The organism is Sphaerospermopsis sp. FACHB-1094 (genome assembly GCF_014696195.1).
Taxonomy (GTDB): Bacteria; Cyanobacteriota; Cyanobacteriia; order Cyanobacteriales; family Nostocaceae; genus Sphaerospermopsis; species Sphaerospermopsis kisseleviana.
The window spans coordinates 1-20432 of sequence record NZ_JACJPT010000016.1 but is presented as its reverse complement, the minus strand read 5'-3'; the positions used below and the strand labels follow the sequence as shown (position 1 = coordinate 20432).

Here is a 20432-nt window from a genome sequence, read left to right as displayed (position 1 = left end):
ATTTATTATTGTATGGGTGCAAGCTATAATAATTACCTGTTACAATGGTATTTGGTATCAAGATTTTAAGTATCTATATATAAAAAACTATGATTAGTTATATTTCATTCGATCAAAAAATTAACAGCAAGTTGCTTTGTAAAAAAATCTTATTAACCATGAGTTTTCTATATTTATCCACTTTTGTTTTATTAGAAAATTCTGCATTAGCTAATCCTTGCTCATCAATTGAAACTGATAAGCCTTCCTCAGAAATAAGAAAATATCAAGGTAATAAAGTCAGCTTTTCTATTCCCGCTAACTTCAGAATTATATCTACTCAACGAGGTTTAATGATTCATAGTCCTTGGAGTTATGAAGTATATATGTGTCAAATTCAGTCAAAATATCCTTCTGGAGAAATTGAATATATGGCTTTAGTGTACACTTTACCATTTAATCAAGCAAATAAAATTACTGAAAACTTAAATTTTGAAGATGATGAGACTATAGAAACTTATTATCCAGGAACTTCAGCTAAAATGTATGTTTATAATACACCAGGTTCACCAGAAGCAAGAATAATCTTTATTAAGAAAGATAAATTAGTTGTCATTGAAATTCCGATGTACTCCAATAATGATGGTACTCCATTAACAGAAGTAGATGATAGACATAAATCTTTAGTAGATTTAATAATGTCTACAATTCAAGTCAATTAAGCTGCAAATTATAATCACTAATTAATCATAAATTAGGATTAATAATTAAATCATATTACTATCAAATATCCTATACTTAATTATCAACAACACATTTATATGAAACTACACACCTTAGAAATAAAAAACTTTCGCGCCATTAAAGAAATATCCTTAGATTTTACAGACTTACTTGGTCGTCCTCGACCTATTAATTTAATTGTTGGTCCAAATAGTTCCGGCAAAACTTCCATATTAGATGCCATTCATGTTGTAGTAAAAGTATTTGAAAATCCCCAAAATCCATCTTTAAGAGAAGGATTAGAATACAATGTGCAACAAGTAGTTAGAGGTAGAGGTAATATAGCTCAAATCATATTTGAGTATTCCATTGAAAAAGATGAAGCTGAAGCTATTAATCATGTTTATTCTTCCCTTGTATTACCACAACATTTTAATTTATCCAACCCAGTTCCACCTTTAGAAAGTCCGGCTAAAGTAGTTTGGTCTTTTCCAAATATTCAACCAAATATTGACAGTGTATATTACTATGACTATGAACCCAAAAATTCAATTAAAGTTTTAGGTGCTAGAGGTAAAGCAGCCAAAGCCGTAGCTTCAAATCGTCAAACATCACAAATATTTGATAAAATAGGTGGAGTTTGTTATTTAGATCAAAGACGCACGGTTAGATTATTTAAAAGTTTTAATCAACAAAATATAGAAGATAGAAATGCACACAGTGATGTTTTATCCTGGTTAAATGAATATTACCGTAAAGATTTAACATGGAATGAAGAAAAATATGGTGAATCCTATTGGAAGAGAGTACAAAGATTATTTAATAAAATTTGTTATCCTTCAGAATTAATTGGTTTAGAATCTGGTCCCGCTTCTGATACCCTAATTCTCAAAAGAAAGGGGATGGAATATGATTTATTACAAATGAGTTCAGGAGAACATCAAATTTTAAGAATTTTAATTGGTTTAGCCGCAGATACCGCGAAAAACTCTATTGTTCTCATTGATGAAGTAGAACTACATTTACATCCAGCTTGGCAAAAAAGATTAATCCAAGTTTTACGGGAAGATGATGCAAATAATCAATATATTTTTACAACCCATTCCCCAACTGTAGCAGAAATGTTTTATGATTCAGAAATTATTAAATTGGGTGATTTGGGAGACAAATAATGCAAATACTCGATAACTTTTTATATATTTTAATAGAAGGTGAGCCAGAAAGTCCTGAAGTGGCATTTATTGATAGAGTTATTGGCAACCTAATAAATCAAGGATTGTTATCTAATATAAACTATAGAGTAGTTGAGATAGGTGGTAGTGGCAATTTTAATTCTATAGCTAAATTAATCTACCAAAAAAGTAAGTTACACCAAAGTATACCCGTGATTGGGATTTCTGATAGAGATTTTAGAACCCAAGATAGGATTGATCGAGGACTTGCTAAACAAGATCATCAGTTGATAAAATACGAATCTGCTAAAATAATTTGTTGGGGAAGACATGAATGGGAAAATTTTTTACTGGAAGAAACCGAAATAATAGCTAATCTATTAAATCAGATACCTAGTAAATCATTAATATCTAAGCCATTTAGACGAAACACTACAAATAGTTTAACTAAAATACAACTAGATGAATGGCTAATACAATATTTTCAAAAATCAATTTTTGAAGAATTATTTGAATGTTTAAAATTTCGTTTTCGAGAAACAGCAAATCTACAAAGATTAAATTTAGATAAACCCAAGTGCAAGTTATTATCTTTAGTAGATATAGAAATTTGGTTTAAAAATCAGATAGGTAGTAAAGCTAAAGAATCTAGAATCAATATATTTAGTTTAAAATCTATGTTTCAAGATATTGTGCAAGAAAATTTCTGGCAATCCTGTATTCATGATCCCAGTCAGTTGGACGTTCAACAAGCTAAAATATTTTTTAGAGGTAAGGAAGCACTGGAGCATTTACGCAAAGAAGCTATTAAATTTCTTGCCATAGAAAATTTACAGGAAGAAATTTTTAAACAAGCAGTTTTACAAGCTTCAGAGAAAAATACAAATTCTCTGATTGTTCAAGAGTTACGTTTAATGTTACAATCTTATTTTGAACAAGCTGCTAATCTCACAGAAATATAATAAAAGTGAGATATATTAATTGCTAGTTTATTGAATAAAAACCATCCTGTAAATCCTAAAATCCTGGACATCCTGATTCAGGCAAAAAATCAATCCTCTAAATCCTGATTTAGACACCTTTATGCGACAAATCCAACAAATTCGCCAACTTATAAACTATTCGCGCACCTACATTTCCATCCCATTCCGCATCACCAACTTCATTCACATCAAACCCAATAATCTTTCTTCCACTCTTGACAACTTCCCTAAATAAACAATAAACTTGCTCTAATTCCAAACCCCCAGGAACGGGAGTTCCCGTATTAGGACAAAGTTTAGGATCTAAACCATCAACATCAAAACTAATATGGACATTCTCAGGTAAATTCCCTACTATTTCCTGACATAAATCAATCCAAGTTTTACCAGCATATTGTTGTTGTTTGATCGCTGAATCATAATAAGCAACAACCCGATTATTTGAATTATTAATTATTTCCACTTCATCAATACAAATATCCCGCAAACCCACCTGCACTAATTTAGAAATTTGCGGAATTTTCAACGCATTAAACATAATTGACGCATGGGAAAATTCAAACCCTTCGTAAGCATCTCTTAAATCTGCGTGTGCATCAATATGTAAAATTCCAAAATCAGGATATTGATTTGCCAAAGCTTGGAAATAACCCAAAGGTGAACTGTGATCACCACCAATTACAGCAACTTTTTTACCTAAATTCATTGCTTGCTGACATTGGCTAAATAACCATTGATTTACCTGTGCACCCGCTTGATTAATTTCTGTGAGGATAGGTGTTAAATCCGGTGTGTTTGTTAATGCTTTACCTTCAGCTTGTCTAGCAATTATTTTAGCAGCTTGTTGACGATAATAATTATTTTTATCTAAGATATCTTGAGAAATTTCAACTAAATAAATTCCTTGTTTCCAACCATCAGGATGATCAAAATCAAACAAATCTATTTGATAGGAAGCATCTAAAATTCGCTGTGGTGCATTCGCTGTTCCCGCACCATAAGAAACAGTAACTTCCCAAGGAACAGCAAAGATAATTAAATTAGCAGTGTTATAATCATAAGGTAAGCCTAAGAGATTACCATTAATTTCTGCTATACCGCTAGGATCGTAGTCTGGGATGTAATTACTCATAGTTTATTCTTTGGATATGCAGATAAAACACTGTTGAGAGGACATTGTTATTGTAGCAGAATAGACCATGAAAATCACAGAAAAATAAAATTACAACATTTAAAGAAAAAGGTTTGGCTGTGAACCAAACCTCAAAAATTGCTGTGCTTAACAACGTACTAAATTAATTTAGTTCTTGTCTGCTTACAGATCATCTTCCTAGAGGATGTGTCAAAATATTCCAAAAACTGATAAAGCATTACTTGGTTAAAATTTTAAATATGGTTCTATTTAGCAGTATTAAATTCTTTAAGTATCTATCTAAAGTATGAAAAAGGCTTGGACTCAAGCCAAGCCTTTGTATATACCAGGTGTTTACCATATATAGTTAATTTAAACTCTGTTTTCTGCTAATTCATCTCTCTATCAGGTGAGTACAAAATTCATAAAACCTGCTAATAGATACCACTGAAAATCAAACATCAATTTGCATAAAAAAAGACCCTGGAATATTGACCAGGGTTAATACACGTTTTTCAGGCATTAATACACTAAATAATACTCTCTGTAAATCGCTATTTCTACTACCTAAAGAGTAATTAAAATAGATTTTTATATTGTGTGTGAGTAATAATTTACTTGTGGGAATAGTTGTGGGAAAATCCAAGCGTTGCTATTTATCTACCACAAAAAAGGCTTGGTTTTTCGCCAAGCCCAGATATATACCAAGTGTTTACCATATCTAGTTAATTTAAGCTTACTTAGATTTTATATCATCTACCTAGAGGATGTGTACAAATATGAGTTTACCTGTTAATAACTGAATTTAATATACCTGTCAAAAAATTATTCTTTCTTCCTAGAGTTGACATTATTCAACCGACAATAATTGAGAATAATCGAAAGTGTCAATGTCAAGAATGATGATTAAAAAAGAAAGGCTTGATCACAGAACAAGCCTTGGGTAGAAGTAGATTATATTTCTATAGATACTTTATGGGGTAAATTAATCAGTCTCTAGGAAAGATGATTTTTGAGAAAATTAATATTCTTTGCTAATTTGTTTCATCATAAAAAAAGGTTTAGCTCGGCTAAACCTCCATAGAAAGCAGTTATTCGACACACCAAGATTAATTTAATTCTACTCCTATTTATAGTCATCTTCCTATAGGATGTGTCCAAATAATTAGATATATGATATGGAATTACAATGTTTAAAAAAGTTGATTAATCTACTATCAAAAGATAGATTAAAATCAAAATTTTTAGCTTTTTCAACAATTTCATCACTGATTAATTACTAAAAAAATGATGATCATGGAGACGCTAGGTAAGCTAGGTAAAAGGTGTCTCTACTAAAGAAATTGGCAAAAATGTTACACATCAATTAGCATAACAATGGCGTTCACTTCTGACTAATAGTGTATTAATTAAGCTGTTACACAGCTAAATTGTATAATCCTAATATTCTCAACTCTTGCAGAACAGGCAAGATGCCTGTTCCACTTATACAAATTAAATGCACAACAGCTTATAACTTTATAACTTTCTGTTGAGAGAAAATATTTTTCTATTATTTTCTATTATTTTCTATTAATTTCATTCTGATTTCATTTTTGTGTGTAAAAATAGTTAATGGTTGATGTTACAGTGAGTAAAGAAGTTAAATTCATCAAGTCAATTAGACCTCTCCAAAATAGAATGTATTAATTTGTCTAAGTTGTAGGGGCGAAGCTTATGGGCGATAATTTGACGGAAAAATCAGACATCTAGATATCCCATAAGCTTCGACCTGACCGCATAAATAAGTTCCATAATTTCTTTTCTGGAGAAGTCAATTAGATTAGCCTAAGTTACTTCAAACAGCCGCAGGTAAATATCAGGTAGTTATCTTCTCTGATATTAAAGGTGAAAAAGTCAAAAGTAGATTTTCATTTAAACCCTAGATTCTCATTCAGGAAATATATCAAGATGCAACGTATTTTAGTAGGTTTTTTTGTAGCTACAACATTATTATTATCGTCTGGTTGTTCATCAATAATTAAATCTGGTGAAGCAAAGATTTATAATAGTGAAACTACTCCTCAAACCGAAAAACAAAAATCAAAACCCATGAGTGAACATCAAGCACATTCAGAAAAGCAAAAAATGGATCACTCACAGCATGAAGAAAAACCCAAAACAGCTATCACAACCCAAGCGAAATTAACAACACCCAAAAATTTAACAACTAACCAACCGATTAACCTAGCTATTGATATTCAGGATGAAACAGGAAAACCAGTCAATAAATTTGATGTTTTCCAAGAAAAAATTATGCACTTAATAGTTGTCAGCAATGACTTAGAACATTTTGATCATTTGCACCCTGAATATAAAGAAAATGGTAGTTTTCAAGTCAGCGTCAATTTTCCCAACCCAGGAGAATACACACTTTTTAGTGATTATAAACCAGCAGGACAAGCAGAGTATATATCATCCACAAATCTCACTATTCCCGGTACAGTTCCCCTACCCAAAAGTTTAGCTAAATATGAAAAAACTAAAACTATATCCGATACAAAAGTAAACCTGAATATTTCTCAAGAAAAAATCAAAGTAGGTGAAGAAGTAAGTTTAACATTTGATATCAAAGATAACAACAATCAACCAGTAAAAGACCTGAAACCATACTTAGGAGAAAAAGGACATTTAGTAATTATTAAAAGTTCATCAACTCTTTCAAAATCTGACTATCTTCACGCCCATGCAATGAAAAATACTCCTGATGGACAAGTGAAATTTCATACCAAATTTCCCCAGTCAGGAACTTATAAAATGTGGATGCAATTTGACCGCAATGGTAAAATCAAAACCGCAGACTTTTGGGTAAATGTAGAATAGACATCTCCACAATAGAATGTATTAATTTGTCATAAGTTGTAGGGGCGAAGCATTTAGGCGATAATTTAACGGAAAAATCAGATATCTAGATATCCCATAAGCTTCGCCCTGCCCCCATAAATAAGTTCCATAATTTCTTTTCTGGAGAGGTCTAATGTTAGTTGACCCTGCGGTAAGCTGCTTTGCATCTAAGTTCCCTTGCTTTGTAGCACTAACGCGAATCCCAACCTACTAATAGCAATCAACAAAAATAAAGCTGTTTAAAATGACACTTGTTGTCTATGATTATTTTTGTATATTTTTCCTAGTCATATCTTAGCCATACATGATAGATAACAATCACATCTTATTACGTAATCTTTGGTACTACGCACTACCTAGTCATCTTCTCAAACCAGGTAAGATGGTATCCCGGATTTTTTTGGGAGAACCTGTACTGCTGATGAGAAATAAAGAAGGTCAAGTTTTTGCAGTGCGTGATATTTGTCCTCATCGTGCAGTACCTTTAAGTTGTGGTAGATTCAATGGTCAAGAAGTAGAATGTTGTTATCATGGTTGGCGCTTCAACCCTGGGGGAAAATGTGTAGAAATTCCATCATTATTACCAGAACAAAACATAGATTTGAATCGTTTTGATGTGCAATCATATCCTATTTATGAGACTCAAGGCAACATTTGGATCTACATGGCCGATAGCGAAAAATCTCAAGTCAACGCTGATCAAAAAGATGTTCCCATAGTTCCTGGTTTTCCTGAACAACAACCTCATTTAGTAGAAGTAATGCGGTTTCCTTGCTTTGTAGATCATGCGGTGACAGGTTTAATGGACCCTGCACATTCTCCCTATGTACATAGAGTTTGGTGGTGGAGAAGTGGAGAAATACATGAAGAAGTCAAACAATTTGATCCTTCACATTATGGGTTTACAGTCAGACGACATCAATTGTCAGATAATATGGAAAATATGAGCCGATTATATTGGTTAGTCGGTGGAGGAATACCCGAAGTAGAAATTTCTTTTCGTTTACCAGGAGTGAGAATAGAAGAAATTACATTTGGCAAACATCGAGTTTGTAATTTAACCGCAGTCACACCAATTTCTGAAACCGCAACAGAAGTAAATTTTGTCCTTTATGGTATACCAAGTTGGTTAAGAATATTCACACCTTTAATTCATATCTTAGCCAGAAAATTTTTAGATCAAGACCGCACAGTAGTAGAAAAACAGCAAATTGGACTCAAATACAATCCTGTATTGCGACTGATTAAAGATTCAGATATGCAAGCACAATGGTATTATCAATTAAAACGTGAATTTGCCCGTGCTACATCTGAAAAACGAGAATTTATCAATCCTGTAAAAAGTGTATTATTGCGATGGCGTGCTTAATATTTTAGTCATCATTAATTACACATGAAAAGATTACACATTCAAACATTTTAAATCTTTTGGGGTGGGCATCCTGCCCGCCCTTAAAATCTTAAATTTGCTGTATTTAATAACTCCTGAATATGAAAATTATCGTTTTTGGCAGCATAAATATAGACCTAGTAGCAACCACACCCCGCTTACCTATTCCTGGGGAAACATTGCTAGGCGAAAGCTTTTTTACCACCCCTGGGGGTAAAGGTGCAAACCAAGCAGTTGCATTAGCAAAATTAAGAATACCTACGCAAATGATCGGGCGTGTAGGTGCTGATAATTTTGGTGCAGAACTCATTAAAAATTTGCAAAATTGTGGTGTTAAAACTGAAAATATCTTAATTGATGAAACCGTCAGTTCTGGGGTTGCAGTTATTACTGTAGATCAGCAAGGGGAAAATAATATCATAGTTATTCCCGGTGCAAATGGTAAAGTTAATCAAGATGATATCAATAGATTATCTAATTTATTCATAGATGCAAAATTCCTACTTTTACAACTAGAAATTCCTTTAGAAATAGGAATTTTAGCAGCCCAAAAAGCCAAAGAAGCAAATATAAAAGTTATTCTCGATCCTGCACCAGCACCAAATAATTTACCAGATGAAATTTACCCATTAATTGATATTATTACACCCAACGAAACCGAAGCTAGTCAATTAGTAGGTTTTGCAGTTAATGAACAAGAAACAGCAGCAAAAGCAGCAGATACTTTATTACAAAAAGGCGTGAAATGTGCAATTATTAAACTAGGTGCAAAAGGTGTTTATTGTGCAACTAAAGAAGAGAGTTTTTATATTCCTGCATTTTCAGTTAATGCAGTAGATACCGTTGCTGCTGGTGATGCTTTTAATGGTGGTTTAGCAGCAGCACTTTTTCAGGAAAAGCCTTTAAAAGAAGCAGTAGTTTGGGGTGCAGCAGCAGGGGCTTTAGCAACTACAAAATTAGGGGCGCAGAGTTCTTTACCTGATAGAATTACTTTGGAGAAATTCGTAATTTGTAATTCGTAATTTGTAATTCGTAATTTGTAATTCGTAATTTACTCGTTTTACTCGTTCCCATACTCTGTATGGGAATGAATTATTAAAGGCTTTACCTTTAGTTAAATTAGAGTCAGAGACTCTATGATAGCATTCCCAGTCAGAGACTGGAAACGAGGGAAATCCAAAATTAAATTTTGACTCCTGACTCCTGACTCCTGACTCCTGACTCCTTTAAACTCCTATATCTTCATTCCATAATTCAGGTTTTTCTGCTATAAATTGACTCATCATTTTTTCACATTCATCCAGGTTTAAATCTATAACTTCCACACCATGATAAACCATAAATTCTTTTGCACCAGGAAAAGTTCTGGACTCTCCTGCAATTACTTTTTTAATCCCAAACTGCACCACAGCACCGGCACACAAATAACATGGCATTAATGTAGAATATAAAGTTGTACCTTTATAATTACCAATTCTCCCTGCATTTCTTAAACAATCAATTTCCGCATGGGTGACAGGATCACCATCTTGAACCCGTTTATTATGACCTCTACCAAGGATTTTCCCATCTTTGACCAAAACAGACCCAATAGGGATTCCGCCCTCATTTCTGCCTTGTTTGGCTTCGCTAATTGCAGCTTGCATAAACTCATCCATTTGATAAACTCCTGATATGAAAAAACAGGCATACTTCGACAAGATCAGTACAAGTCTTGCCTGCTAAATGGGTACTCGATATCTTCGGAAACTGGTGTAAAAGTCCGCGATATCATTGCAGAAATATCCCCGATTTCTGATATAAGTTTTATCATGCAAGGGATAATTAAAAATAGAAGTCGGGGATCGGGTTATTGATTACTTTGTTAATTTCCTTTTAATCTACGAATTTCTTTCAGTTGTTCAAAGTCTTTGTTTTTTGTGCCACCATCATATTTCCAAGCATATCCTTCGGCAATCATCAGATCATTAAGACATACATCGTCAACGTATAACCTGCCCAGTATTCTCCCATATTTTTCTGTGCTGTCTGGAAGTTTTGTTTTAACCAGAATTTGATGTTTACTGTCTAGTTGTTTTTTTAGCCATTCTTTAGCTTCAAGACCAAGTTTTTTTTCATCAGTATTCGTTGTTCTCGTTTCTGGGGTATCAATACCATCAAGACGAATGCGCTTAGTCAGGGAGATATCAAAACCAAGGTCAATATCAGCATCAATAGTGTCGCCATCTACGATTTTTTGAACTGATTTGATTCTATAAATGTATGGATCTCTGTCTGTCATTGCTAAGGTAATCCTAAGTCGGTTGAGGTTTCAATTTAGATTCTGTATCTTATTGATCTGGAATCTACTCTATTTTTATTCCCTATGGAGGAAGCGATCGCTCTATTTTAGTCTCTTTTCCCCTGTGGTGTCTAGAGGTATTTTGTGAATGTTAATGACAAAACCGAGAAAACTGACATAACAGATATCTGGTGAAAATGATCTAGGGACAATTCATAAATTGTCCTGACAATAGTTTCATACAATAGTTTCAGGTTAGACAATTAATTACCACCAGATGTCTATTTACCTTACAGTATTTATATTGTTTGACCTAACTGATAATTACTATTGCTGGCAATTGATAATTATTGATTGCTGTTTTTAGTTCCTCATGTACAGAGGACATAAGACTGGCATCTTTTAATTTAGTAAAGTTTTGCCCAGATATAAAATTAAGACAGCCCAAAACTCTTTTTTGCCATCCATTATAATCTTTAGTATTCCATGCTTTAAATACTTCTTCTTTTTCTAATCCCCGCAAATTATGAAATAAATTGTTTCTTTCTATGGATGTGTAGTTTTTAAACACTTTGATATCATCACTTAATTGCCAATTCTGTACAACTATTTCAACTAAATCAGGGATACCTTTGTGTGCATCTTTATTGTTATACTTATCTCTAAGCAAACCTTCAACAGCACGGAAACTATGAAATAATGCTTCCACATAGTTACCTTGTATAAACCTTATAACTGCTAAATAAGCAGCTTCATAACTAGTCCACCATCTTTGTTGAGTGCGTTTTTTAGCATCTTCATTTATGGTACTTCTGGATTTTGCAAAATCATCAAAATTAGCATTATTCCACTGGATAGCCATTGCTAGTAAATCTTTAATTTTCTTTTCCTTTTCGGTTAAAAATTCTTTCTTATTTTTCCAAATCTCTGTAAAAATTTTATCAACTCCTGAGTAATCATATCTATCTAATAATTCCTTAGCCTCCTGTAATTTCATACCTTGCAAGTAACTAGAACTAGGAATAGGAATTGCATTTCCTTGGTCATATTCATTGCTAACTAAAAATTGTACTTGCTTTTCAAAATTGGCTAAACTTGTAAACTGAACTGCGGAAGAAATAGCTGGAGTACCTGCTTGATGACTAACAAAAATTTTTGTATATTCTTTGATTCCCAAGTTAGTAATATTTTCTTGAAATAACTTGTTAACTAAAATTAAACACTGATCCCAATTATCAAGACCTTCTGTTTTAGAATTAGCTTTTAATTCTAAAAAGTGAATATCTTTATCTGTTTGTAACTGAGGAAATTTTTGCTGAAAATACTTCTTCAAGATAGGTATAAGTTGACAAGTATCTTGCCAATAAGGACATTTATTATTTTTCTTATCATGATCGTCAAAAGCATTTTCCTGATTTGTTGTAATTACTATTACTTTCTTAGTTTTTTCTTTTTTGTCTAATTTATTCAAAAAATCAGTGAAAGTATCTAACAATGGAAAGTATAAATCATCAAAAATATTGAAACTTTCGTCATTTAATTGAGGACTATAAACCATACCCATAACCCTTGCAGGAACGGTATAAGGTTCATTAGCAGGAGCGTTTTTTAATCGAGATGGTTCAAACAAATGATTAGATAATTCACTTCTAACCATTCTATAAAATTTCTGCCATTTATTAGCATTATAATTAGGATTTAATTTGACATCACTATTGCCAGTAGTTACAATCCAAATACTCATTTTTTCAACTCCTGAAAATTTATTTAATCAAATTTTTACTTAATCAAATTTGCAGATAGATGTCGGACTTCTATTTGAATTAATCATAGAAGTCCGGGATCTTGATTACACACCCCACAATTTTTCAAACCCACTTGTTGGTAAAAAAGCTAAAAACTGTTTAGTAGTTTCATCTCTTTTATCAGGAAAGATGGTTAATAACTCTACATATCCTCGTTGGCGAACCATCTGATCTTCCCTGATTTTATAATGGGGATACATTCGATGGTAAATTCTGCCAATTTTTCCCATTTCCCCAGTCAATTTAGAACGTTTAATTGATTGACTACCTCTATAATTTCCATGAAACCAGCCCACTGCTAAACTATCTTCTTTATCTACCGCTAAACGTCCCCAAATTTGTACATTTTCAGGATGAAAACATTCCCGCCAAGCATTTCGTTGATAATTTTGAGATTTACCTTTAAAAACCAACCAATTATTGACAGCTTTGCGAACATTCTCAATAATATTTTTGATGTGGTTAATATTATTCACAGGAAAATAATATGGTTCTGATTCTTGAGTAAATCCCCATTGACAACCAATCATAGGTTTATCTTCATAGTCGAAATATTTAGGGAAAAAGATTCTATGATCTACCCTGCGGGATGATTTACCAAAACCACCTATTAATAGAGAAAATCGCAAAATTGCTTTAGCTAAAATTCTCAATTGCTTTCTATATTCATCTGCATGATTTTTCATACAGAGAATAGTTAAAGTACCTTTTTTTAAATCATAGGTAGGCATAGATATTCTATTGTGATTATAGGTAAACTCACCCATGACTAAACTTTCAGCATGAAAAGCAATACCTAAATCTCCCACTACTGCACCTTTAGCACCTGCAAAACCTCCCCACAGTTCCTTAGTTAATTCTTGTGCTGTATTTTCATCTGTCACCCCACTAAATAACCGTAAAGTATGACCCCGTAAAGCAGCTTTAAACATATTGGGGCGAAATTCACCAGTTTTATCTATTAATTGTGAGGCTAAACCTTGTCCTTTTAAATTCACAGTAAATAACTTAGTTTCTGGGTGATTAATAGGTTGACCATAACCCGCACTTACCCTAGAACCAATACCCCTTTCTATGGCTTGATCCCAAATACTCCAAATAGTTTCCCATTCACTATCCTCTAATTCAATAGTGCTAGAAATACCAAAAACTAAGGTTGGTGCATAAAGGGAAATTTGCAAAAATGCAGCATGGGAATCACTGTTTTTTACTTGCCAATTTTCTTGGGGGTGAACTACATCAATTAAAGGTTCTTCTTTCCAAGTTGCATCTTGGGGAAATGCACCATGAAAACGTAATATTCCCGGTTTAGTTTCACTACTATTTTGATAACCACAATATCTAATAGCTTGTGCAGGGGTACAATGTCTTAAAAATGCACCTTTCATACTCGCACCAGGATAATAGGGAAACCCATTAGCCGCAATTACAGGACGGATAAAATCATCATCTTGACCACTATTAGAAAGCAACCGCCAACTAATTTTATATTCCTTTGTTCTGACATGATGACTAAAATTAGGAGGCTTGATAGCGGTAGCTTCTAGCCATTCATCAACCCATCTTTCAGACTGTTCAGGTTGTTGAATATATTGAATTTGTCCCCTACCGCTAATTTGTGCTTGAAACATTAAGGGTACTTCATTACTGTTCGGCATCACTATCACCTGGTTTTTTATAACGTTGAGTCCACCAAACTAAACTGTCACAAAATTGAGTCAATACTGCTAAACAAATGCGTTGATCTTCAATATCTAAACTCCATAATCTAGAAGCATAATCTTGTACTTGTCGGGTATTACTACCATCAACTTGATCTTCAGGTAATTTAATTCCTGCTTGTTTCATAATTCCCACAAAAGTTGTCCAAGTGTCACGCCAATATTTACCTTTGTCTGGTTCTTTAGGTAAGAGTCGTAAATGTTCACCCCAAAATCTTTCTAAACCATAAGCTACGGTACTTCTCATTTTATGAGATTGACCGATGACACCTTTTTTATCCCGGTAGATGAGGACTAATTTTTGTGCTTTTTGGTCTAAGTTATAAGATTGCCAAGTCATTTTTTATTCTCCTTTGATAGTTAATTCACAATGACCTAAACCAATTGATTCTAAACCACCTAAATAAATATCTGCGGTTTTGCCAATAGTGAAAGGTTGCCATTTTTTACCTGATTTATCATCTCTAATAGCAATAGGAAATACTAAAATAGTTCCTTCGGGCAATGCTTCGGTGTTGAAAAACCCCCCACCTTCGACTACTTTTTGATCTGGTTTGAGACGGACACGACTTTGGCGATATAATGCCATATCATGAATCATACCAATATCACTATCAGCAACTACGACTGATGGTTGTTGTTGCTGGTCAGGAAACCAAGGTGATAAGTCTTGTGTTTTGTTAATTTCTAAGAAACCTAAATTAAAGAAAATCGTTCTTTTACCTCCTGTTGCTTGTTTTGCGACTAAGTTGGTTGAACCTGTATAAGCATCAGGAATTTTGATGTCTTTGAGGTGTTGATCTTGTCCATTTACCTTAACAATGCTATCACCTGCTATTCTTTGATAACGTTTTAATAATCGCTGACAAGTTACCCATACAATAGGTTGACCTGGACAAAAAACGGGAATCCAAACTATAGAAGCATATTCAAATTTAACGATAGATTCGTTATTTTTGTCATCGTCTGCACCGTTACCATACCAATAATTGGCTTCATTTTCACTTTGATCATTACGCATTTCTGAACGTAAACGACCACGAATAGAACTACCGGGAATGATACCAGTTTGGGTAAATTGATCACGGAAAATCAAGTTTAAATTTCCGCTTTCTTCTCCTGCGGTTGCACCAACATGGAGGGGTGCTAAGGTTTCGATAATTCCATAGGTTTTGGTATACATTTTAGTTAACTCCTTCAATTTCTACTGGTAAACACAAACCACAACCGAGTTTTTTAAGACTGTAACCTTCATTAGGAAACCATTTCTCGTTCCATTCCCACCAAGGTTTATTAATAGGTTCTTTGAGTACGTAAACACTACCCGCAGGAACAGCATAACGTCCTCTTCCTAATGTTCCTTGGGAACGGAAACGATAGGGAACAGGTTTATCTGTTAGCATCTGCACAGTTTCAGGAAAACTATGATCCTCTGGTTGGGGTTGACGGTGAGAGATTCGGTTAGAACCCCAGACTCCCGGTGTTATTAATGCAAATTTATCTTCTATTGGTTGACGTAAAAGCTCTAAAATGGGACTATCATTAGGTAGTTTAAAACTATTGATTTCTACAACATGATTTTCACCACCAAATTTATACCAACCATCAGGTAAAGCTTTAGTAGATAAATAAACTAAGCAATATTCTGAGTCTAGATGTACAGAATGTTCTAGAAATAATCCACCTTTAGTATTATCATCGATCTTGAAAGTACATCTTTCATCATTTTTTAAATGAGGATGTAAGACAGGAACAAACTTCCACGGGACTTTTTCAGCATAGCTATTACCGCGGATGTGTTCTGCTGCATAGTTCCAAGAATTGATTCTTTGCCATTGATAATCAGGTGTTAGTTGTGAGTTGTCACAATGCCATTTATCATTTTTAAATTCCCATTCGCTAGACTCGTTTTCAGCTATAATTTTAGTCCAGGGAATTGGTACATAAAAATATTCTGGATTATCTGTTTTTCCCCAAAATGGTCCGGCAATATATAAATCATGACTTAATTTTTCTTGATTCCATATTTTCTGAACTTGGTTAACACTAAAAAACAATCCTGATAATGTTGCTGCTTCAGGAGGAAATTTAGCACCAGAACGACCAACTAAATTTTCTGGTGATAAAAATGCACCAGCACTACCATACATAAATCCTAACGGACTGATACAAATTAGATAGTTGAACATAAATACCATCCTACATTAATTAAACTATCAATCCATTTCATTAGTTCTAAATTATCTGAATTGCCAACAAGTTTTTCTTGATGATTTTCTAAATATTCTTTTTGTTTGTCAAAGTAAATATTAAACAGTTCTAATGCTATTATTTCATTCACACTTTCCTTGTTTTTCTCTTTCAAATTTATTGCATGACGAGATTTTAACGTAGCTAAATCACTATAAACATGACCCCAGTTAGGAAAATCTTCCTTATTTCTTCCTTTAGCTTCCCATTGTTCAAATGTTTTACTATCCCTATCTTGATACTTCTTTAAAATCCCCAAATAACACCAGGGACAAGTCCACTGGATATATTGACCACTATTAAAAACCACCCGAATAGTTACTCTATCTCTTCCTAGAGATTTGGCTACTTTTTCCGCTTCCCGACAATGTTGTAAAACATCTCGCTGAGGTACGCTACCTGCAACCCAGACAAAACCGACACTGACAGTTATTTTCTGTTGGTGTTTTTGCCATGTCTCATTTAACGTTAATAACCATTCATAGGCTGTTAATGGGGAAATGGGTTTTTGAGGATTATTACTATAAATAATTCCTAAAAAATCATCACCACCAGCGTAAACAATTCTACCTATTTTTTGTTTTAAATTAAATCTTTCATCAAATTGTTTACCCCAAGTTCGCATAGCATCACTAAAGTTTTTTATTTGTTCATCACCATTTTCTTTTTTCGCTAATTCTTGTAAATGTTTGCCAACTTCGTCACCATCTCCCATAAACCATCCTGTCCATTGTCCAGGAACACTTTCTTGATTTTTTTCTGGTTGTGCTGGTTGTGGTTTACGTTGAATTTCTGTAAAACCTTTATCCAGTGGATCTATACCTATTTGTTGTTGAATTTTCTTCCATGTAACGAGACGTTTTACTAATTCGGGAATACTCAATTTTTCGTTAATGGCAATAAATTTACCTTCTGGATTTTCTGGATTTTCTGGATTTTCTGGATTTCCTTCTTTTTGGTCTTCGGTAATTTCTGCTAATTTACTATAAAAATCCTTGATTTTCTCATCTTCTAATTTATAGTTCATGGTTTGAGGATTACGAGATTTTCCACCCATCCCAGGAAACGCAATTCCATCAGTACCTGTTAAACTAGAACTTTCACCAATCCAGTTTACCGCTGTCCAATCACGGGATAATTTTTTAGTTTCTAAATCATTCATTGCCTCAATGATACTATTACCACATCCTTGAAATATCTCCCAAGTGTGAGAACCCCATAAACTCCATTCTCTTTCCCATTGATAATCAAATTCTGGTAATTGTTTTTCTATCCATTCTCGGCAAACTTTTAACATCTCTTTCCATCGGGAAAGGATGACTTGTTCTGCTTGTTCTCTGGTCATTTCTCCTTTAATTAAAATGCGGTTTGGCATTCCTTTTTGAACTGTAGGAAGTGCAGGAGAAATTAATGTTAAATTGTGCGTATTAACAGAGTTAACTATTTGTTGACTCAAGTAGGACAGAATTAATGAACCACCGTATAAGTCTCGCAGTTTGCGGGATTTTTCTATGAACCCTTGGACGGGTGCAAAGGTGATAGCAGTATATTTAGTCACGGGTTCTGTATCTCCTTGTTTGCTTAGTTTTCACAATACACGCTAAAAGTTATACTGTGTGAAAAAAAAAGAGTTTTTCATAATTGGTAAGAAAATGAAACAGGTATTGTCAATATCTGTAAAGATGTGTCAACAAATTTGGCTGTTTTTTGCAATCTGTGAACATTGACTCCCTTGTGCTTTATCTTAGCGGTAAAATTTTGGTTGTAAACTGCTACTCATGCGAATGACGAAATTTACTGGGGGAACTAGGGTAATAAATTCCTCATTCGCTTGAAAACACTAGACTTTTACCCCAAGGTAGGGGGGAAAATGCAAGATAAGTTTTGAATATGAATAATTATGTCCACTCCTATCTGTCATTTCCTCATCGGTGTTCCTGGTAGCGGAAAATCAACCTTTGCTGCTAGTCTCGCTAAGTTGGGTAATTATCGCGTTGTTTCTACTGATGCTATTCGTCATCAGTTATATGGTGATGCTTCTATTCAAGGTGTATGGGAGGAAATTGAAGCAAAGGTGATTTCTGCTGTAGTTAATGCTATTACTGAAGGTGTTGGTGTCATTTATGATGCTACTAACGCCAGGCGGATATGGAGATTAGATTTATTAGAAAAGTTGAATGTGGCGGTTGATTTTCCCGTGTTGTGGATCGGTTGGTATTTAACAACTCCTTTGGAAGTTTGTAAACAATGGAATCAACAGCGTCACCGTCAAGTTCCCGATATGGTTATTGATAGTATGTATCAATCTTTGTTAGATTTTCCCCCGGTTTCTGGGGAAGGTTTGGTAATTATTAAGGAAGTTGATGTCATTTCCCCAAAGTTCAATTTTCAAGAAGTTGTAAATACGATTCAACAACTTGATAGAACTCTTGTTAATCGTAGTAATCGCAATAGTCACATAACTTTTCACGCTTATAGTAGATTCTTAGATTTTGAAAGGTTGATGTATTTGATTTCTGTAATTATTAATTATCCAGGAGTTGGTAATTTACAATCTACACATCCTCATTTATTATTGAATGTTTTTGGTTATCTTCCTGAATTTGCTAATTCTTTGGCAGAAGTAGCTGGTTTTGTAAGTCGGTTATATGGTAAAGTATATGCAGATAAACAATCTATTGCTCAAGATTTAATTTGGTTACAGAAAAATAGTTTTATTGGTGTCAATAGTATTTCTCAAGTTCTTCCCGGTACTATTGATGTAGGTGATTATGTTCCTAAATCTGCCACTGTTTTAATAACTCATCCTTATTCAGATTTAACAGCTTTTCAAAGATTGTTATCTATTATCCGGTTAATTCTCCATCATCCATTTTTATTTTCTTCAGGATCAGGTAGTTTAAAAACTTTGCTGTTAGCATTGCCAAAATATGAAGGAATTTTTGGTAATAGTATAGATTCAGTTCGTAAAGATATTGAAAAAGTCCTCAAACCCTATAAAATTCTCCCGGATTTTTCTATGCGTGACGGTTATTTTGCAGGAACTGGAATTTTATCAAGTTTAGAGTTAACACAAATTTTTAATATGTTACAATCTCAAGCTAAAAGTTTAAATGATCCTATTGCTTTAGAGATTTACCAAAAGTTTACTAGTCGTATGGAAAAAAGTAAATTAGGTGTAAATCAAGTTTATCCCGTGCGGGCGATCGCCAATCGTAGTATGATAGATGCAGATTATTTACCCCAAGAATCTTTAGCCAGAAATATCCAAGAATTAGAAGAAGCGATCGCCCAAGGAAAACTATTAGAATTAAACCGTTTTCCTGGAAGTGGTAAATTTGCCCATGATCAAGAAGGATTCTTTTTAGCATTTCCTTTACAAATTGTATTTTTTAATTCTGCTTGGTACTTAGGTTATGAATTAATGAGTGGAGACAAAAAAGGTTTATTACGATTTGAAAGACTAGATAGATTATTTATCGGTAAACATCAAATCATCAACCGTTCCCAAACAGAACAGAAAACAGCATTAAACAAATTACAAAAACTTTCTCAAATGTGTGCCAGCATTTTTTTAGGATATGATCATCAAGATCAAAAAACACTTTTAGAAGGAACTAAAAAAGAACGTTCTCAGGTTTTGATCACCATTGAACTTTGGTTTAATGATAGTATGTTTAACTTTGTCGCTGAAGGAACTAAACGTTTTCCTTCCTCACAAATGAAAATGTCATTACCCACTACAGCTAAAAAATTGAATCTACCGAAATCTATTTTTTGTCTTAAACAGACAAGAGATCCTAAATTTCCCCATCGCTTTCAAGTTATGTTACCTAAATGGTGTGTAGATGATATAGAATTACTACGCTGGATTCTCGGTTTTAAAGGTGGGGTAAAAGTAGTAAAACCAGAATTATTAGTCAATAAAATCAAACAAATTGGCGAAGATATTGTTAATATCTATAAATAGGAGTTGCTGAGAAAGTCTTTCCGTGAGGGCATAGGAGTCAGGAGTCAGGAGATCAAGGAGTCAGGAGTCAGGAGTCAGGAGTCAGGAGTCAGGAGTCAGGAGTCAGGAGTCAGGAGTCAGGAGTCAGGAGTCAGGAGTCAGGA

Annotated in this window: 16 protein-coding genes; 7 read left to right on the top strand and 9 right to left on the bottom strand. The window is 33.7% G+C overall.

Annotated elements, in window-relative coordinates; translation table 11 throughout:
- Positions 1-158 precede the first annotated feature (158 nt).
- The 3 genes from H6F47_RS07290 (at position 159) to H6F47_RS07280 (ending at position 2836) form a co-directional block, all read left to right on the top strand.
- On the top strand, positions 159-701 hold the full coding sequence (locus H6F47_RS07290; RefSeq protein ID WP_190648277.1) for a hypothetical protein: 543 nt from the start codon (positions 159-161) through the stop codon (positions 699-701).
- Between the two features lie 99 nt (positions 702-800).
- Positions 801-1874, top strand: a complete 1074-nt coding sequence (locus H6F47_RS07285) for an AAA family ATPase (protein ID WP_190648275.1) — start codon at positions 801-803, stop codon at positions 1872-1874.
- Positions 1874-2836, top strand: a complete 963-nt coding sequence (locus H6F47_RS07280) for a hypothetical protein (protein ID WP_190648273.1) — start codon at positions 1874-1876, stop codon at positions 2834-2836. The genes H6F47_RS07285 and H6F47_RS07280 overlap by 1 nt, the downstream gene beginning before the upstream one ends.
- Positions 2837-2945: 109 nt before the next feature.
- Here H6F47_RS07280 and H6F47_RS07275 read toward each other — a convergent pair whose 3' ends face one another.
- Complete coding sequence (locus H6F47_RS07275) at positions 2946-3989, bottom strand: agmatinase family protein (RefSeq protein WP_190648270.1); 1044 nt, start codon at positions 3987-3989, stop codon at positions 2946-2948.
- A gap of 1950 nt (positions 3990-5939) precedes the next feature.
- Here H6F47_RS07275 and H6F47_RS07270 point away from each other — a divergent pair.
- From H6F47_RS07270 to rbsK, 3 genes are all read left to right on the top strand, one after another.
- A complete protein-coding gene (locus tag H6F47_RS07270; RefSeq protein ID WP_190648266.1) occupies positions 5940-6851 on the top strand; it encodes a hypothetical protein in 912 nt (303 codons plus the stop codon).
- Positions 6852-7176: 325 nt separating this feature from the next.
- Positions 7177-8241 carry an aromatic ring-hydroxylating dioxygenase subunit alpha gene (locus H6F47_RS07265; RefSeq protein ID WP_190648262.1) on the top strand — a complete coding sequence of 355 codons (1065 nt, stop codon included), beginning with the start codon at positions 7177-7179 and terminating at the stop codon, positions 8239-8241.
- A 122-nt stretch (positions 8242-8363) separates the two neighbouring features.
- Entirely contained in the window at positions 8364-9284 is a 921-nt protein-coding gene (rbsK, locus tag H6F47_RS07260; protein ID WP_190648259.1) for a ribokinase, read from the top strand.
- Positions 9285-9488: 204 nt separating this feature from the next.
- Here the strand turns inward: rbsK and H6F47_RS07255 are convergent, their stop codons facing one another.
- The 8 genes from H6F47_RS07255 to H6F47_RS07220 all read right to left on the bottom strand — a co-directional run bounded on the left by H6F47_RS07255 (position 9489) and on the right by H6F47_RS07220 (position 17877).
- Positions 9489-9920, bottom strand: coding sequence for a nucleoside deaminase (locus H6F47_RS07255; RefSeq protein WP_190346994.1), 432 nt, complete (start codon positions 9918-9920; stop codon positions 9489-9491).
- A gap of 206 nt (positions 9921-10126) precedes the next feature.
- Entirely contained in the window at positions 10127-10543 is a 417-nt protein-coding gene (locus H6F47_RS07250; protein WP_137666937.1) for a thermonuclease family protein, read from the bottom strand.
- Positions 10544-10856: 313 nt separating this feature from the next.
- Positions 10857-12287 (bottom strand): hypothetical protein, encoded by a 1431-nt coding sequence (locus tag H6F47_RS07245; RefSeq protein WP_190648256.1) that lies wholly within the window; start codon positions 12285-12287, stop codon positions 10857-10859.
- A gap of 105 nt (positions 12288-12392) precedes the next feature.
- Positions 12393-14006: a hypothetical protein gene (locus H6F47_RS07240; protein ID WP_190648254.1), complete on the bottom strand. Its 1614-nt coding sequence runs from the start codon at positions 14004-14006 to the stop codon at positions 12393-12395.
- The gene (locus tag H6F47_RS07235) at positions 13993-14409 is read right to left on the bottom strand and encodes a hypothetical protein (RefSeq protein WP_096569820.1); all 417 of its coding nucleotides are present in this window, start codon (positions 14407-14409) and stop codon (positions 13993-13995) included. Before H6F47_RS07235 ends, H6F47_RS07240 begins: the two co-directional genes overlap by 14 nt.
- Before the next feature lie 3 nt (positions 14410-14412).
- The gene (gene cmr4, locus H6F47_RS07230; RefSeq protein ID WP_190648252.1) at positions 14413-15252 is read right to left on the bottom strand and encodes a type III-B CRISPR module RAMP protein Cmr4; all 840 of its coding nucleotides are present in this window, start codon (positions 15250-15252) and stop codon (positions 14413-14415) included.
- A 1-nt stretch (position 15253) separates the two neighbouring features.
- Positions 15254-16258, bottom strand: a complete 1005-nt coding sequence (locus tag H6F47_RS07225) for a CRISPR-associated protein (RefSeq protein WP_190648250.1) — start codon at positions 16256-16258, stop codon at positions 15254-15256.
- Complete coding sequence (locus tag H6F47_RS07220) at positions 16243-17877, bottom strand: type III-B CRISPR-associated protein Cas10/Cmr2 (RefSeq protein ID WP_190648249.1); 1635 nt, start codon at positions 17875-17877, stop codon at positions 16243-16245. Before H6F47_RS07220 ends, H6F47_RS07225 begins: the two co-directional genes overlap by 16 nt.
- Positions 17878-18219: 342 nt before the next feature.
- Between H6F47_RS07220 and H6F47_RS07215 the strand changes: the two genes are divergently transcribed.
- On the top strand, positions 18220-20289 hold the full coding sequence (locus tag H6F47_RS07215; RefSeq protein ID WP_137666946.1) for a WYL domain-containing protein: 2070 nt from the start codon (positions 18220-18222) through the stop codon (positions 20287-20289).
- Positions 20290-20432 lie beyond the last annotated feature (143 nt).